The organism is Streptomyces sp. NBC_00647 (assembly GCF_045207245.1).
Taxonomy (GTDB): domain Bacteria; phylum Actinomycetota; class Actinomycetes; order Streptomycetales; family Streptomycetaceae; genus Streptomyces.
This window is the reverse complement of the sequence record NZ_CP109040.1, coordinates 8,667,539-8,684,142: the sequence shown is the minus strand read 5'-3', so window position 1 is coordinate 8,684,142 and position 16,604 is coordinate 8,667,539. Positions and strand designations below refer to the sequence as shown.

Here is a 16,604-nt window from a genome sequence, read left to right as displayed (position 1 = left end):
CGCTGACCGGGCCCGTCCCCTCCCCTTGCCCTTCGCCCCGCCCCTCTCAGGAGGTTCCATGCTGTCCGCGGAATCCGCCGCCCTCGTACGGGCCACCCTGCCCGCCGTGGCCGGAGCACTCGACGAGATCACCGCCCGCTTCTACGCCACGATGTTCCACGACCGGCCGGAACTCGTCGACGGGATGTTCAACCGGGGCAACCAGGCCAGCGGCGCACAGCGCCGGGCCCTGGCCGGCTCGATCGCCGGATTCGCCGGCGCGCTGCTGAAGAACCCCGACGCGCGGCCGGACGCCCTGCTGTCCCGGATCGCCCACAAGCATGCCGCTGTCGGCGTCACCGACGACCAGTACACGCTCGTGCACAAGTACCTGTTCGGTGCGATGGCGGAGGTCCTCGGCGACGCGGTCACCCCGGAGGTGGCGGCCGCCTGGGACGAGGTCTACTGGCTGATGGCCGGAGCCCTGATCGCCCGGGAAGCCCTCCTCTACCAGGACGTGGACGTACAGCCCGGCGACATCTGGCGGCCCTGGACGGTCGTCGAGCGCCGTACCGAGACCCCCGACGTCGTGTCCTTCCTGCTCCGCCCCGCGGACGGCGGACGCACGCCGCGCGCCCGCGCGGGCCAGTACGTGAGCGTCCGCGTGCGCATGGCCGACGGAGTGCACCAACTGCGCCAGTACAGCCTGTCCTCGGACCCGGGCGGAAAGCTGAGGCGGATCACCGTGAAGCGAGTGACGGGTGACGTCCACGAGCCGGACGGCGAGGTCTCCAACCTGCTCCACGACCGCGTCCGCGAAGGGGACGAGCTGCTGCTGTCCGCACCGTTCGGTGACGTCTTCCTCGACGACCCGGTCGATGCCACCACCCCCGTCGTACTCGTCTCGGCCGGCATCGGCTGCACCCCCATGACCGGCATCCTGGCCCACCTGGCCGCCCTCCGCTCGATCCGCCCGGTCCTGGTCCTGCACGCCGACCACTCTCCCGCCGACCACCCTCTGCGGGCCGAGACCCACGACCTCGTCGAGCAATTGCCGGGCGCCCGGGCCGTCTTCTGGTACGAGCGCCCCGGACCGGAGGAACCCGGCGCCCGCACCGGCCCGATGGACCTGAGCACCACCGAACTCCCGGACAACGCCACGGTGTTCCTCTGCGGTCCGCTGCCCTTCATGCGAGACGCACGCGGACAACTGCTCGGAGCCGGGATACCCGCGCGACGCATCCGCTACGAGGTCTTCGGACCCGACCTGTGGATGCCCGACACCGCAGCCTGACCCCACCACATCTCCTGAAGCCCCGACGAAAGGACCCTCATGACCACCCACAGCGCCCAGGAGACCCCTCTGGTCCGGCTGCGCTCCGACGGCGCCGTGGACGAGGAGACCCTGGCCTACGCCCGTACGAAGATCGACGTGGTCGTGGGCAGGCCGGGCCTGCCCGTCGTCACCGGCGAGGTGCACATCATGCGAGCGGCCGCCCATCACGCGGGCCGGCCGTGGTCGGCCACGGCCGACCTGCGCGTCGGCGGCCGTCAGGTCGTGGTGGCGGCCGAGGAGGCGACCGGTACGGAGGTCGTCGATCGGCTCCAGGACCGGCTGCGCCGCCAGACCGAGAAGGCTTCCCCAGCCTGGGACAACGGACACCGGACGACGGCCCCGCCGTGGCGCGGTGCGACCGATCGGCCGTCCACTGCCGCAGGACCCGGAAGCGCGGCCGAGGACTCCCCCACGGCGTAACCCCGCAGTCACGACGGGCCCGGTCGGCCGCAGTGCACCGACCGGGCCTGTCCGCCGCCTGCGGGCGATGCGCCGGTACCGGCTTCGAGGGCCGTCCGGACCAGCAAGGTGCCCAACGGCCCACTGACACAAGACCTGTCGGCAGGAAACCGTGGGAGGCGCAGTACCCGATCGACCGGCGAGAACGAGGAGTTGTGTGATGGCGAAGGCATATCTGGTGGGGAGCGGGATCGCGGCCCTGGCCGCGGCTACGTTCCTGATCCGCGACGGCGGCTTCGAAGGCTCCGACATCCACCTCTTCGAGGAACAACGCTCCCTCGGCGGCAGCCTGGACGCAGCCGGCACTCCGGACGCCGGCTACACCATGCGCGGCGGGCGCATGTTCGAAGCCGAGTTCCGCTGCACCTACGACCTGCTGTCCGGAATCCCCAGCCTCGACGACCCCGCCGTCTCGGTGACCGAGGAGATCCTGGCCGGACATGACGACTTCGCCTGGGACGACATCGCACGGCTCGTCGACGGGGACGGCAAGATCGTCGACACGACCTCGATGGGATTCTCCGAACGTGACCGGCTGGATCTGGTCCGCTGCCTGGCCACTCCCGAAGCGCACCTGGACGGCAAGCGGATCACCGACTGCTTCGGCGAACACTTCTTCACCACCGCCTTCTGGTTCATGTGGTGCACGACCTTCGCCTTCCAGCCGTGGCACAGCGCGATCGAGTTCCGCCGCTATCTGCGTCGCTTCGTCCATCTGTTCTCCGAGTTCGCCTCCATGTCGGGCATCCACCGGACCCGCTACAACCAGTACGACTCCATCGTCCGGCCCCTGGCGGCCTGGCTCCAGGAGCGCGGTGTCACCGTGCACACCGCCTGCCACGTCACCGACCTCGGCTTCGCACCGGGCATCAGGAGCGGCACGGTCGAGACCATCCACCTCAACCGACGCGGCCGCGCCGAGAAGATCACCGTCGCGGCACAGGACCTTGTCCTCGTGACCAACGGTTCCATGACCGACGCGTCCAGCCTCGGCTCCCACACCTCCGCGCCCCCGCCGGCTCCGCACCGCTCGGACGCCTGGCTGCTGTGGCACCGGCTGGCCCGTGGCCGCGAAGACTTCGGGAACCCCGACGTCTTCGACAAGAACGTCAAGGAGTCCCGCTGGGAGTCGTTCACGGTCACCACCAAAGACCCCGCGTTCCTCAAGGCCCTCCAGGAGTTCAGCGGCCGGCCGACCGGCAAAGGCGGGCTGATGACCTTCACCGGGTCCAACTGGCTGCTCACCATCGTCGCCAACCGCCAGCCCGTCTACCGCGACCAGCCGGCGGACGTCGGGGTCTGGTGGGGTTACGGCCTGTTCCCCGGCCGCGCGGGCAACCAGACGCCCAAGCCGATGACCATGTGCACAGGCCGCGAGATCCTCGATGAGGTCCTGCACCACCTTCCCTTCGACGAGCGGACGGCGGCCCGGATCCGGGACACTTCCACGGTCGTGCCCTGTGTGATGCCGTACATCACCAGCCAGTTCCTCGCCCGCAGCCGCGACGACCGACCCCGAGTGGTCCCGAAGGGAGCGGTCAACCTCGCCTTCATCGGTCAGTTCGCCGAGGTGCCCGACGACGTCGTCTTCACCGTCGAGTACTCCGTACGCACCGCATGGACGGCTGTGGCGCAGCTCCTGAAGCTGGACAAACAACCGCCGCAGGTCTACAAGGGCCATCACGACCCCCACGTCCTGGCGGCCGCACTGGAGACCATGCACCGTCGATAGGTCGCCGAGGTGGGAGGGCTGTTCGGCCCACGATGGGGACCATCGGCACCTGTGCGAACGGTGTGGCCCGAGAGACAGTGACTGCGTGAGCGACACCGGTCCCCCGCGGTGTCGCTCACGTGGCCACGTGGGCGTTCGATCCTCCGCAGGATCGAGAGATCTCTGACGCACGTGTGGCTGCGGCTGCGGGAGACGAATGAGCATGAGCGACCCGACGATACGGAACCCTGCCATGGCCGACGACAACAACCCGTCGAACGCCCCAGAAGCGCGGAACAGTGTCGAGCTGGACGGCGGCGAGGCATTGCGGCTCCTGGGCAGCGTTTCCCTGGGGCGGATCGTCTTCACCAGGCACGCGCTGCCGGCCATCCGCCCGGTCAACCATGTCCTGGTCGACGGCGACATCGTCATCCGCACGCACGGTGACGCCGCGCTGACCCGTTACACCCGACAGTACGAGGGTGAGGGGGCCGTCGTCGCGTACGAGGCCGACGACATCGACCCCGACACCCACCTCGGTTGGAGTGTGGTCGTCACGGGCTATGCGCGGCTGGTCACCGATCCGCGGGAACTGGCCCGCTACCGGACGTTGTTGCGTCCGTGGGTGTCACGGAGGATGGATCACACGGTCCGCATCAGCCCCGATCTGATCACCGGGGTTCGCCTCACAGCCGACGGTCCGGCCCCGTCGGCCTGAACGGCGTTCGCCCTGCGGGACCGGCCGGCGGGCGGCGGATCAGCCCTGGGGTACGACAACCACCGGGCAGTGTGCCCGGCGCAGGAGTGTGTGGGCGACCGGACCAAGGCGCGGGCCCAGGACACTGGCCCGGCGGTGGGCGCCGATGACGACCACGGCAGCCTTCCGGGTCGCTGCCAGGAGTTCGTCCCCAGGAGCGGCGCGGACCGTGCGGGTCTCCACGGTGACTCCGGGGTACCGGTCCTGTAGTTGCGTGAGGGCGTACCGGGGTACGGCCTCCTCCGCCTGGGCCTCCCTGACCATGTGTTCCTGGCCCGGACTGCGCGTCGGAATGAGGGAGGGCAGTTCGGGGGTGATGTGTCGGTGGCTCCAGGAATGCAGGACCCGGAGCCTCGCGCCGCGTCGCTCGGCCTCTTGGAAGGCGTACTCAGCCGCCGGCGTGTCCGTTTCGTCCGCCAGGCCGAGGAGAACGTCCTGCCCGTCGTCGCACGGGTGGTCCCCGCGGACGACCAGGAGCGGTCCTTGAGTGAGCGCGGCCAGCCTCAGGCTCACCGACCCGAACACCGGGCCGGTCAACGCGCCCAAGCCGCGTGTTCCCACGACGGTCAGGACCGCGTCCGCGGTCTCGCAAGCCAACGCATGTGCCGCACCCTCCTCTGTCGCGACGGTCTCCACGAGCAGTTCCGGATGCCGCGCACGGACGCGTGACACGGCGTTGCCCAGGACCGGTGCGGCCTCGTCCCGGTCGGTGACCGCGTACAGCACACACAGGCCGGTACCGTGCCGTACGGCCTCAGCCGCGGCCCAGTCCAGCGCCCTTGCGGAAATCAGAGAGCCATCCACTCCGACGACTATGTGATGCGAGGTCATGGCCGTACCCGTCCCTTCCTTGAAATGACCGTTCGGCGGAAGCGACGCTCGTCCGACGCGTGGGCCTCCTCCGACGATGCTCCTCGTGGGCCATCACCTCGGGCAGAAGCCGGGAGGTCCGAAGGGGAGCCGAACGGCCCTTTTTCCAGGGGCCGTTCGGTCAGGCGGGACAGGGGGATGGAGTCCTGACGGTCGGGATGACGAGGGCTCAGGAACGGGGAAGCACGCCGTACATGGTGCGTCCGCCCACAAGTTCGCGTCCGGTGACCAACTCCTGGGCGATGCGCACGAAGACCTCCTGCGGTGCAGGCACCCAGGAACGCGGCCCGGTCCTCAGAAGTCGTGCGTGCTCGACGGGATCGGTCACGCGGGTGGCCAACCCCATGGCCACGACGCTCCAACCGGAGTGTGCGGCGGCGTCGACCTCGTCGGCCTCGAAGGCCACCACGGCTCCGTCGAGGGCGCTCGCCAGCTCCGAATCGGCTGAAGTGCGCACCACCACCGCGCCGTCATGGTCCAGGCAGAAGTTGACCGGCAGGACGGCGGGCAACGCCCGCCGCGTGTACACGATGCGCCCTACGGGCGCTGTGGCCAGCAGGCTCAGGCACTCCTGCCGGTCGAGTTCGCGGAATCCGTCGTTGGCGTACATATGCCTTCTCGTCTCTCACCTGACATGCGGTACTGCGCTGGTCCATCCTCGATCGGGTGAGGCCCCCCTCAGCCAGGGACCCTGGGCCCCTGGCCTCCCGAGAGAGGCCCTGTTCAGGTCACGATGCGGCGTCCCGTGACGGCATACGGCTCGATGCACACCCACATGTCGCGCCGCCCACCGCTCCACGGCGCGCTGTACGCCTGCTTCGCGAGCCGTTGTTCTTCGTCTGTGTCTGTCACCGTGCGCGCGTATCCGCGCGTCAGCACGCTCCAGCCCTGGCTGAAGGTGTCGTCGACACGGTCGACCTCGAAGGCGACCACGCACCCGGACGCCAGAGACGGTGTCGCACCGCGGGCGGTTCTGAAGACGATCGTGTCCTCAATGACGCTGTAGTTGACGGGGACAATCACCGGTCCGAGCTCTGTGGGCACCGCGAGCCTTCCGACGCCGTGCGTCGACAGCAGCTCGGCGCACTCGGCCCTGCTCAGCTCGGTGAATTCGGGGGCGCGCCTGGCCTGTTCACGACCGGGTGGCACATCAGCATCGCCGCCGGTGAGCGCCGAGACCGTGGTCCGCAGTGCTGCCGCCAGGGAGAGCAGTGCGCCTCGGCCGGGCGCGGCGTCAGGGTGCTGTTCCACGTGGGTCACGTAGCTGGGGGCCATGCCTGCTCGGGCGGCCGTCTCCTCTGTCGTCAGCCCGAGTTGGGCCCGGCGTGCGGCGAGTCGGCGGCCCAGGTCGCCCGAGGGCATACCTTCCGTCCCGTTCGCCTGTGTCTCTTCGGTCATGGCCCGTCATGTCCTCTCATCAGTAGTCGAGATGGCGACCTCCTCGTGCGACGGCTCGCCGAGCACCTCCTTGAGGGCTCCGGTGTCGGCGGCGTGGGCGAAGACGTCGCAGGCCTCCTCCATGCGATCCAGAGGGAAGGTGTGAGTGACCGGCTGCGCGGCGGGAAGCCGGCCGGCGGTGGCCATGCGCGGCAGGGTGGGTGTGGAGTGCGTGTCCACGAGACCGGTGGTGATCGTCACGTTCTTGATCCACAGGTCTTCCAGGTGCAGCGTGGCGGGCTTGCCGTGAACGCCGACGTTGGCGACGTGGCCGCCGGGCCGCACCATGCGCGTGCACAGTTCGACGCTTTCCGGCACGCCGACCGCCTCTATGACCACGTCAGCACCGAGACCGTCGGTGAGATCGGCGATCAGCTGCTCGGGCTCGTCTCGGGCGTCGGCCACGGCGTCGGCACCGAGCCGCCTGGCGACCGCCGGCCGGGAGGCGGCCACGTCGACGGCGACGATCCGCTCGGGGGCGAACAGACGCGCCGCGGCGATCGCCGCGAGCCCGATGGGACCGGCCCCGACGACGGCGACGGTGTCGCCCGGACGTACGGTCCGAACGTCGCTGCCGACCTCGACGATCTCGCCGACTGCCTCGTGCCCCAGGACCCTACCCGGGCGCACCTCGGGCACGTCGCCCTTGAGGATGTGCGAATCGGTACCGCAGATGGTGACAGTACCGACCCTCACGATGGCGTCGGTGGGTTCCTTGATGGCAGGGTCCGGGACATCGTCCCAGGCGGATTGCCCGGGACCGTGGAAGACAAAGCCTTTCATGACGCTCCTCCCCCTCCCTGTTTCCGAGTCCGAGATTGCCCTATACATCCACCTTGTCCGGTAATCTCCCGTTCCGCTTGGGCCGTCCGGCCCCATCACTCGCCGAACGGTCCCTGCCGTCAGGCCGGTCGCGACCAGTGGTGGGTCCGGAGCCCGAGCGGCCCACAGTCGATCCACTCCTGGTGCGCGGCGTGGAGTGGCCGGGCTCGCGGGCCGCATCCGAGGCGTACGAGCACCTGCGGATTCGGTGCGGTCGATGCCGTCGCGACGAGTCACAGGTGTTCCAGGTGCATGGGCGCCGCGCCTCCGCTCCCGGCAGGGGCGAAAACCTGGACGGGCTCCGCCGGGCCTCTCCACCTGTTGGGCTGAACGACCCTTCCCAACGGTGGAGTTGGTCCCGAGCGGCCCTGCGGCGGCACCTGCTCGGCCCATGTCGTGGCACGGCCTCGGCTGTCACCGTCGGAAGTGTCACGACGACGAGGAGGTGCGGACCGATGCCCCATGCCAAGTACGCGAAGAATCGGTTGTGGCGATGGCGCAGCAACCCGTTGCGACGACGCGACGACATCGTCGAAGCCTGGATCGTCCTGGCCGCGTGGACGGTGTTCGCCGTGGGCGGTTCCGTCGCCGGGCTCGTGACCGCCCATGCCGCGGACGAGGCGTTCGCGGCACAGCGAACCGAGCGGCAGCGCGTCCGAGCCATGCTCCTGACCGACGTCCCCCGCGCCCCCGCGCTCGGCGGCACCTCCGGTCGCCGGACGACAACGGTGCGTTGGACGTCCTCCGACGGCTCGACCCGCACCGGCCGAACCCAGGTGGACACGGGTCTCAAGGCCGGATCCAGGGTCACGGTCTGGCAGGACGGCCATGGCCGCCTCACCGCAGCGCCGCTGAGCTCCACCGAGGCGGCGATCGAGTCGGGCTTCCTGGGCGTCGTGGCGGCGGCCGGTCTTGCCGGCTTGGTGTTCGGTGCCGTAGCGGTTGTCCGGTGGCAGCTCGACCGCCGCCGCGTCGACGAGTGGGGCCGGGAATGGGATCGGGTGGGACCACGGTGGGGTCACAAGACCAGCTGAACGCACGACGGAGCGTCGAGACAGCCGGTCGACCGCGAGACGGCCTGAAGGGCGCTCAACGCACGACGGTCTCCGCCGCCTCCGCAGTATGCGGGGACACGTCCGGCACGCCTGACTCGCCCGTCACCGAGCCGCCCTGCCACGTCACGGGACGGCCGGCCCGTCGGGTTTCCGCTCGCCGGGTCGAGGACCTTCCGGCTCGGCGAGTCTGAGAGTCAGTACGTATGCGACGACCACCGCCACGATGACCAACGGCATCACGGTCAGCCCATCGCTGCCCAGGAGCAGGGTGGCCAGCAGGACCGCGGTCATCGGCAGTTTGAGCATGGCGACGCTCAGGGCGCCCATGCCGAGCGCGAAGCCGGTGGTGGGGTCGAGGCCGGGAAGGTGGGACATGGCCAGCCCGACCGCACCGCCGACGAACAGGGACGGGAAGACCGGGCCTCCCCGGAAGGCGCTGAGGGAGGCGCTGTAGGCGAGGGACTTGAAGACGACGAGGAGCAGCAGGGTGCCCAGGGAATAGGTGGCCTGGTCGGCCAGGAGGGGGCCGATGGTGGTCTCGCCGGAGAACAGCACGCCGGAGATCGGTTTGCCGGTGATGGTGGCGTAGAGCAGGGCGAACAGTCCGATGGATACGCCCATCACCACGGTGAGGAGCAGCCTGCGCCGCTCGACGTGCTTCTGCAGGTGCCGGCCGGAGCGGCGGATGGCCTCGCCGAGGATCGCGGCCGCGAGGCCGGCGACGATCGCCCAGCCGAACGCGGCGAGTGTCGGCCGGTCGGGGGGCGGCACCTGGTGCAGTGACAGGGAGTAGGTTCCGAGTCCGGTCCAGTTGTCCAGGCCGGTGAAGATCAGGGAGCCGACGCCCGCGGCGAGCAGGCCTGGCACCAGTACGACGCCGAGCATCGGACCGGCCAGGCCGGAGGCTTCCATGAGCAGGAACGCTCCGAGCAGAGGTGAGCCCAGCAGTTCGCTGATCGCTGCGAAGCTGCCCGCCGCTGCGACGACGGCGAGGGCGGTGGGAGGGGTGTCGCGTTTCAGCATCCGGATCGCGCCGGCCGCCAGTCCGCCGCCGAGGGCGATGAGCGGGGCCTCCGGGCCGAGGACGGCGCCGAGGCTGAGGGTGGCGATCGCGGCGAGGGCGACGCCGGGCACCGTCGTCACCGACGGGGTGCCGCCGGTCTTGAGTCCCTCGGCCGGCTCGTGCCCGCCCTTTCCGGGCAGGTGGCGAATGGTGAGGGCGACCAGCACGCCGGCCACGGCGAGCAGGGGCATGGCCCACCAGTCCGGTGTTCCGCTGAAGCCGAGGCCCTTGGGCAGGTCCTCATAGAGCAGGGACTGGAGTTCGGAGACGAGGGCGAGGAACCCGTAGGCCACGCAGGAGATGGGGACGCCCAGTGCGGCCGAGATCACCAGCAGGGAGATGTAGCCGCGACCGCGGACGATCTCGAGCGGCTCCTGTGGGGCTGTGGCGGGCCCGGCTGCCGGTCCGACCGGCATACGCATCCACTCCTCGCAGACGGGACTGGGGCCGCAGGCTCAGTCAACCCCGTCAGGTGATATCACGGCACGCGAAAGCAGCCCGGCTGCTGTGCTCATGGAGGCCTCGAGTCCACGGAGTTCATCCATTTGAGCTGGTCCGGGCGCGAGCACGTGGCCGGACTTCCGCGCTTGCCGCGAAGGCAGTTGGCGGCGCCGCGGTCGACCCGCTCGGCGAGGTGGCCAAGCCCCTCCCTCCGTCTTCATCCGGATCTCCACCTTCGCCGTCGCCGATGACTGAGGAGAGGGAACCTGAACCTTGACCGACCCGGCCCCGCCGCACAGGTCCGCTGCACCGCCACCACCCCGCGACGCGGCCGGGCCGATCCCATGGCCTTCGGCTCCTTCGATCGTTCGGTGGAGTGCGGGAAGAGCCCGTGGCGTGCACCGCGGGGTGTCCCGTGGCCGGTCGGCACTCCTTGCGGCCGCCGACCGGCCCGCTTCCGCCGTCGCCTTGAGCGGCCGGGACGCGTCAGTCAGTCGTCCGCCACGAGGGCCGTCAGGTCCAGGAGGCGGTTGGTGTAGCCCCACTCGTTGTCGTACCAGCCGAAAACCTTGACCAGGGTGCCGTTGGCCTGGGTCAGGGCGGGATCGAAGATGCAGGACGAGGAGTCGCCTATGACGTCGCGGGAAACGATCGGGGCCTTCGTGACCCGCAGGATGCCGTTCATCGGGCCGTCGGCAGCCGCCTCGAACGCGGCGTTGATCTCGTCCGCGCTCGCCTCCCGGGCGAGGACCACGGCGAGGTCGGTGAGCGAGCCGTCCTCAACCGGCACTCGGACCGCGATCCCGTCCAGTGCCCCTGCCAGTTCCGGCACCACCAAGCCCACGGCGCGGGCGGCACCGGTGCTGGTGGGGATGATGCTGAGGGCTGCGGAGCGGGCCCGGCGCAGGTCCTTGTGCGGGCCGTCCAGCAGCGACTGGTCATTGGTGTAGCCGTGGATGGTGGTCATCACACCGCGCTCGACACCGAAGGCGTCGTCGAGCACCTTGACCATCGGGGCGACGCAGTTGGTTGTGCAGGAGGCGGCGGAGACGATCCGGTCGCTGTTCCGGTCGTAGGCGCGGTCGTTCACGCCCATCACGATGGTGGCGTCCATGCCCTTGCCTGGGGCCGACAGCAGCACGGTGTGGGCACCGCCCTTCAGGTGCAGGGACGCGGACTCCCGGTCACGGAAACGCCCGGTGGACTCGATCACGACGCCGGCGCCGTAGTCGGACCAGTGCAGGGCGGCCGGGTCACGTTCGGCGGTGACGGCGATGCGCCGTCCGTCGACCGTGATGGAACTGTCGTCGTGCTGGACGTCGCGTCCGATGCGTCCGAACGTCGAGTCGTACTCCAGCAGGTGGGCCAGGGTGGCGGGTGAGGTGATGTCGTTGACGGCGACCACCTCGATGTCCTGCATGCCTTCCTCGGCGCGGTCGAGGGCGGCGCGCAGGTAGGTGCGGCCGATGCGACCGAAGCCGTTGATGCCGACGCGTACGGTCATGGCAGTGAGTTCCTTCCGGGAGTGAGGGGCGGGTCAGCTGTTCCAGGTCCAGTCGGCGACCTCGGGCAGGTCGGTGCCGTGCTCGCGGATCCAGGCCTGGTGTCGGGTGCGCGCATCGGCCATCTGCTGTCGCACGGTGGCGGCGCGCACCGCGAGTCCCGGAACGCGGTCGATCACGTCCATGACCAGCCGGTAGCGGTCGAGGTCGTTGCGAACGACCATGTCGAACGGTGTGGTCGTGGTGCCGGACTCCTTGTAACCGCGCACGTGCAGGTTCTTGTGGCCGGTACGGCGGTAGGCGAGCCGGTGGATCAGCCACGGATAGCCGTGGTAGGCGAAAATCACCGGCTTGTCGGTGGTGAACAGGCCGTCGTACTCGAAGTCGCCCATCCCGTGCGGGTGTTCCTCGCGTGGGAGGAGCCGCGTCATATCGACCACATTGACCACGCGGACGGCGAGGGCCGGGAGGTGTCGGCGCAACAACTGCGCAGCGGCCAGTACCTCCTGAGTCGGGACGTCCCCTGCGCAGGCCAGAACGACATCGGGCTCGCCGCCGTTCTCTGTGCCCGCCCACTCCCAGATCCCGGCGCCGCGGGCGCAGTGGGCGCGTGCCTGGTCCATGGTCAGCCAGTCGAAGCTGGGCTGTTTGCCGGCCACGATGACGTTGACGTAGTCGCGGCTGCGCAGCGCGTGGTCCGCCACCGACAGCAGAGTGTTGGCGTCCGGCGGGAGGTAGACCCGTACGACTTCAGGGCTCTTGTTGAGGACGTGGTCGACGAATCCCGGGTCCTGGTGGGAGAAGCCGTTGTGGTCCTGGCGCCACACGTGCGAGGTCAGCAGGTAGTTGAGCGAGGCGATGGGTGCCCGCCACGGCAACTCCCGTGATGTCTTGAGCCACTTGATGTGCTGGTTGACCATGGAGTCGACGATGTGCACGAACGCCTCGTAGCTGGAGAACAGACCGTGCCGGCCGGTCAGGAGATAGCCCTCCAGCCAGCCCTGGCAGGTGTGTTCGGACAGGATCTCCATGACCCGGCCGTGATGGTCGAGGTGCTCGTCGACCGGCAGGTGCTGGGCCTGCCAGGCCTTTCCGCTGACGTCGAGGACAGCCTGAAGCCGGTTCGAGGCGGTCTCGTCCGGGCCGACGAGGCGGAAGTCCCTTCGGGCACCCGTGTCTTTCATCACCCGGGCCAGGAGGTCCCCCAGAACGCGGGTCGGCTCGTGCAGGGTCGTACCCGGTTTGTCGACCGGCACGGCGAACTCCTGCAGTGGGGCGACGGGCAGGTCGCGCAGGAGCAGACCGCCGTTGGCGTGCGGGTTGGCACCGAGCCGCTTGGCGCCGTCCGGGACGCAGGCGAGGACGTCGGCGGCGGGGCAGCCTTCCTGTCCGAAGAGCTCCTCCGGCCTGTACGAACGCAGCCAGGTCTCCAACTGACGCAGGTGTTCGGGGTTTTCGCGCACACCGGCCAGAGGCACCTGGTGGGCGCGCCAGGTGCCTTCGACGGGCTCGCCGTCGACCTCCGCGGGCCCCGTCCAGCCCTTCGGGGTGCGCAGCACGACCACGGGCCAGTGCACGCGCTCGCTGACACCGTCCTCGCGGGCCGTCTGCTGCATCAGGGCGATGCGGTCCAGCGCGTCGTCCATCGCCGCCGCCATGGCCCGGTGCACCTGGGCCGGGTCGTCGCCGGTCACGTGGATCGGCTCGTGGCCGTATCCGCGCAGCAGAGCGTCGAGTTCGCTCTCCGGAAGGCGGGCGAGAACCGTCGGGTTGGCGATCTTGTAGCCGTTGAGGTGCAGGATCGGCAGGACGGCGCCGTCGTGGACCGGGTCGAGGAACTTGTTGGAGTGCCAGGCCGCGGCCAGCGGCCCGGTCTCCGCCTCGCCGTCGCCGATCACACAGGCGACGAGCAGGTCCGGGTTGTCGAACGCGGCGCCGTACGCGTGGGAGAGCGAGTAGCCGAGCTCGCCGCCCTCGTGGATGGAGCCAGGGGTCTCGGGGGCGACATGGCTGGGCACGCCTCCGGGGAAGGAGAACTGCCGGAACAGCCGTGCCATACCCGCCGCGTCACGCGACACGTCCGGGTAGGTCTCGCTGTAGCTGCCCTCCAACCAGGCGTTGGCCAGGATCGACGGACCCCCGTGACCTGGACCCCACACGCACAACGCGTCGAGCTCCCGGGCCTTGATCACCCGGTTGAGGTGCGTATACACGAGGTTGAGGCCGGGCGAGGTGCCCCAGTGGCCGAGCAGCCGGGGCTTGATGTGCTCCGGCTTCAGGGTCTCGGTCAGCAGAGGGTTGGACATCAGGTATATCTGTCCGGCGGTCAGATAGTTGGCGGCCCGCCAGTGCGCGTCCAGGGAGTGCAGCTCTTCGTCGGTGAGTACGGTGGCGTCCTGGTGTTCGGCCTTGGACATGGGTGGGACTCCGGAGGTCGTCGGGATGAAGGGCATCGGGCGGTGCGGGCGTTCTGACTGCACGTGGTGCGGCGGAACTGCCGTGCCGGACGGACGAGATCAGTCCCCGACCGCGGTCCGAGACTCCGAGCAGCCGCCCCCTCTCACGCTCTCTCACGCCTGCTCGGGTACGACCGCGACGGCGCACGCGGCATGGTGCAGCACCGTGTGGGCGACGCGCCCCAGCTGGAGTCCGAGGTGTCCCGGGTTGCGCCGCGCGCCGACCACCAGCAGATCGGCGTTGTACGAGGCGTCCAGCAGGACCCTGCGGGCGGGTCCCTCGACCGTGCGCCGCTTCAGGTCCAGATCTGCGGGTACGTCCTCCAGCGCCTGGTCCAGGACATCAGAGGCATGCAATGCGTGCAGACGCGCGGGTTCACCGGCCAGCAGGGGGTGGTCGGTGGTCTCGTGCGCCGGACACCGCCAGGCCCGCACGGCGTCCAGGGTCGCGTGGCGCAGCTTCGCCTCCTGAACGGCGAAGCGCAGTGCGGCGGAGTCCGCCGCCTTTTCGCCGACGCCCACGACGACCCGGCCGCGCGCCCCGGCGCGGACCTGGTTGTCGTGGCTGCCGCGCAGCACGATCACCGGGCAGTCCGCACGGGCGGCGACGGTCAGGCTGACCGAACCGAGCAGCATCTCGACGAAGCCGCTGCGACCGCGGGTGCCGAGCACCAGCGCGGCGGCGTCGTGTCCCTCGCGGACCAACGCGTACTCGGGCTCCTCCGGCAGCACGTCGGTGGAGATCTCCAACCCGGCCTGGCGCAAGCCGGCGCGCTGTGCGGCGGTCCGTACGATGCCCTCGGCCGTGACCTCCTCTGACGGCCTGCCGAGGTCCTGTGCGAGAGCGGCGCCCTCATAACGCTCCCAGAGCGAGGCGTACACCAGCCGGAGTGGTGCCCCCCGCAGGGCGGCCTCGTCGGCCGCCCAGTCGACGGCTCGCAAGCTGGGTTCGGATCCGTCGACGCCGACGACGATCGGAAGGGCCGTCTTCATGGATCTCTTCTCCTCGGGGTGCGTCAGCTGTGCGGGACGACGGCGACAGGGGCGGTGGAGTGATGCAGGACGGAGTGCGTGACGTGTCCGATGTGAGCGCCGAGGGGACTGCGCCTGATGCGTCGGCCCACGACGACGAGCGAGGCCTCGCGCGAAGCGTCCACGACGAGGACGGCCGCACTGCCGTAGCGGGACACCTCGACGACCTCCACGTCCGGGAACTTCGTCCGCCATGGGCGCAGCACCTCGGCCACGGCCTCGGACGCGCTCAACGCAAGTGCCTCGTGCAACGCCGGGTTGGCGAGCGTGCCGTACGCGTAATAGGGCGGCGGGTTCCAGCCGTGGACGACCCTCAGTGATGTCGAACGGCGCTCGGCGGCGGCGAAGGCGAACTCGATCAGCGTCTCGTCCGGATGGTCGACGTCGAGTCCGAGGACCACGGGTCGGAACGGCGTCGCGGCGGACGGAACACCAGCCGGGTCCAGCTCGTGCTCGTCCGCGGCGGCGTCCAGCGCGCGGACCAGTACGACAGGGGTGTCTGTGTGCGCGACGGCGGACAGGCCGACCGAGCCGACCATGAACCCGCCGATCCCGCCGAGGCCGCGCGATCCCAGTACCAGCAGTTCGGCGCTCTTCGCGGCCTCGGCCAATGCGTCACCCGGGTGGCCGGAGAGCTGCTCCGTGCGCACCTCGATGCGGGGGTGACGCTGCCGGAGCCCCTCGGCGGCTTCCCGGGGAATCCGCTCGGTCCAGTGCTGCTGGGTCTCGGCTCCCAGGAGGGGGGCCTGAATCATGGGCTCCGGCACCGGCTCCCACACGTGCACGATCTTCAGCGGCAGGCCGCGCAGTTCCGCTTCGCGAGCCGCCCATTCCGCGGCGGCCCTGCTTTCCTGCGAGCCGTCGAGACCTACGGTGATGGTGCGGAGCATGATCTCCACCTCCTGGGGCGAGGGTTCTGATTCCAGAGTCGTCTTCACGCGGTTCCTCGTGCAGGGGCCACTGGTCCCGAATACGGGCCGACCGACTCCCTGCACGGCGGGGCGCGGTGGACCGTGCGACCGGCCCACCGCGCCGTCGGTACTCAGCGCAGCCAGCTGTGGTCGCGGACGAAGGGCAGCCTGGCCCAGAGCCTGCCCGCGCCGAGGGTGTCGCCGGCGGCGACTGCGGCCAGGACGATCAGGGCGACGGCGTAGATCACGTGATAGTCGACGAACGGGTTCGTCGACATGCTCGGCGAGCCGTCCGAGAGGTGCTTGGCCGGCGGCCATTCGGCGATCCACATCAGCGCCATCATCGCGGTGCCGGCGACGGCGGCGATGCGCAGCGCGACACCGCCGACCAGGGCAAGGCCGATCCCGAGCAGACCGAGCATGAACAGCCAGTTCGCCCACGGGTCGCCGGCCCAGGAGTGGAAGGTCGACTCCATCGGCCCGACCGCGACGGAGCCGAGGAAGCCCTGCGTCGGCGAGCCGCCGTCGATCCAGCCCTTGCCGGAGGGCGTGGCGTACCCGAAGCCGAAGGTCTTGTCGAGGAACGCCCACAGGAAGACGAAGCCCGTGAGCAGGCGCAGGGACGCGAAGGCATAGGCCCGCGCGGTGTGCGTGCCGGTCCCTGCCGACACGGCCGACTCGGATGCGGAGGCGGTCCGGTTCCTGCGGAACGACGGCAGGCGGAAGCCGGAGCTCCGGTGAGGGTGCTCGTGCACGGCCATGGTCATGGTTCC

At 70.0% G+C, this 16,604-nt stretch carries 15 protein-coding genes; 5 read left to right on the top strand and 10 right to left on the bottom strand.

Annotated elements, in window-relative coordinates:
* Positions 1 to 58 precede the first annotated feature (58 nt).
* The 4 genes from OG788_RS38050 to OG788_RS38035 all read left to right on the top strand — a co-directional run bounded on the left by OG788_RS38050 (position 59) and on the right by OG788_RS38035 (position 4,203).
* Complete coding sequence (locus OG788_RS38050) at positions 59 to 1,273, top strand: globin domain-containing protein (protein WP_406375523.1); 1,215 nt, start codon at positions 59 to 61, stop codon at positions 1,271 to 1,273.
* Between the two features lie 39 nt (positions 1,274 to 1,312).
* Positions 1,313 to 1,735, top strand: coding sequence for a hypothetical protein (locus tag OG788_RS38045; protein ID WP_406375522.1), 423 nt, complete (start codon positions 1,313 to 1,315; stop codon positions 1,733 to 1,735).
* Between the two features lie 151 nt (positions 1,736 to 1,886).
* Positions 1,887 to 3,506 (top strand): oleate hydratase, encoded by a 1,620-nt coding sequence (locus OG788_RS38040; RefSeq protein WP_406375521.1) that lies wholly within the window; start codon positions 1,887 to 1,889, stop codon positions 3,504 to 3,506.
* Between the two features lie 232 nt (positions 3,507 to 3,738).
* A complete protein-coding gene (locus OG788_RS38035; RefSeq protein ID WP_406376955.1) occupies positions 3,739 to 4,203 on the top strand; it encodes a pyridoxamine 5'-phosphate oxidase family protein in 465 nt (154 codons plus the stop codon).
* 39 nt (positions 4,204 to 4,242) lie between these two features.
* On the opposite strand, the gene OG788_RS38030 is transcribed toward OG788_RS38035, so the two are convergent.
* The 4 genes from OG788_RS38030 to OG788_RS38015 form a co-directional block, all read right to left on the bottom strand.
* A complete protein-coding gene (locus OG788_RS38030; RefSeq protein WP_406375520.1) occupies positions 4,243 to 5,073 on the bottom strand; it encodes a universal stress protein in 831 nt (276 codons plus the stop codon).
* Positions 5,074 to 5,281: 208 nt separating this feature from the next.
* Complete coding sequence (locus OG788_RS38025; protein ID WP_406375519.1) at positions 5,282 to 5,722, bottom strand: pyridoxamine 5'-phosphate oxidase family protein; 441 nt, start codon at positions 5,720 to 5,722, stop codon at positions 5,282 to 5,284.
* A gap of 113 nt (positions 5,723 to 5,835) precedes the next feature.
* Entirely contained in the window at positions 5,836 to 6,510 is a 675-nt protein-coding gene (locus OG788_RS38020) for a helix-turn-helix domain-containing protein (protein WP_406375518.1), read from the bottom strand.
* Positions 6,511 to 6,516: 6 nt separating this feature from the next.
* Complete coding sequence (locus OG788_RS38015) at positions 6,517 to 7,332, bottom strand: zinc-binding dehydrogenase (RefSeq protein WP_406375517.1); 816 nt, start codon at positions 7,330 to 7,332, stop codon at positions 6,517 to 6,519.
* A gap of 494 nt (positions 7,333 to 7,826) precedes the next feature.
* Between OG788_RS38015 and OG788_RS38010 the strand changes: the two genes are divergently transcribed.
* Positions 7,827 to 8,405: a hypothetical protein gene (locus OG788_RS38010; protein ID WP_406375516.1), complete on the top strand. Its 579-nt coding sequence runs from the start codon at positions 7,827 to 7,829 to the stop codon at positions 8,403 to 8,405.
* A 144-nt stretch (positions 8,406 to 8,549) separates the two neighbouring features.
* Here OG788_RS38010 and OG788_RS38005 read toward each other — a convergent pair whose 3' ends face one another.
* The 6 genes from OG788_RS38005 to OG788_RS37980 form a co-directional block, all read right to left on the bottom strand.
* Positions 8,550 to 9,905 (bottom strand): chloride channel protein, encoded by a 1,356-nt coding sequence (locus OG788_RS38005; protein WP_406375515.1) that lies wholly within the window; start codon positions 9,903 to 9,905, stop codon positions 8,550 to 8,552.
* A 515-nt stretch (positions 9,906 to 10,420) separates the two neighbouring features.
* Entirely contained in the window at positions 10,421 to 11,434 is a 1,014-nt protein-coding gene (gene gap / locus OG788_RS38000) for a type I glyceraldehyde-3-phosphate dehydrogenase (RefSeq protein ID WP_406375514.1), read from the bottom strand.
* A 33-nt stretch (positions 11,435 to 11,467) separates the two neighbouring features.
* Entirely contained in the window at positions 11,468 to 13,849 is a 2,382-nt protein-coding gene (locus OG788_RS37995; RefSeq protein ID WP_406375513.1) for a phosphoketolase, read from the bottom strand.
* 153 nt (positions 13,850 to 14,002) lie between these two features.
* Complete coding sequence (locus OG788_RS37990; protein ID WP_406375512.1) at positions 14,003 to 14,881, bottom strand: universal stress protein; 879 nt, start codon at positions 14,879 to 14,881, stop codon at positions 14,003 to 14,005.
* A gap of 23 nt (positions 14,882 to 14,904) precedes the next feature.
* Positions 14,905 to 15,810 carry a universal stress protein gene (locus tag OG788_RS37985; RefSeq protein WP_406376954.1) on the bottom strand — a complete coding sequence of 302 codons (906 nt, stop codon included), beginning with the start codon at positions 15,808 to 15,810 and terminating at the stop codon, positions 14,905 to 14,907.
* Between the two features lie 152 nt (positions 15,811 to 15,962).
* A complete protein-coding gene (locus OG788_RS37980; RefSeq protein WP_406375511.1) occupies positions 15,963 to 16,592 on the bottom strand; it encodes a hypothetical protein in 630 nt (209 codons plus the stop codon).
* Positions 16,593 to 16,604: the final 12 nt, after the last annotated feature.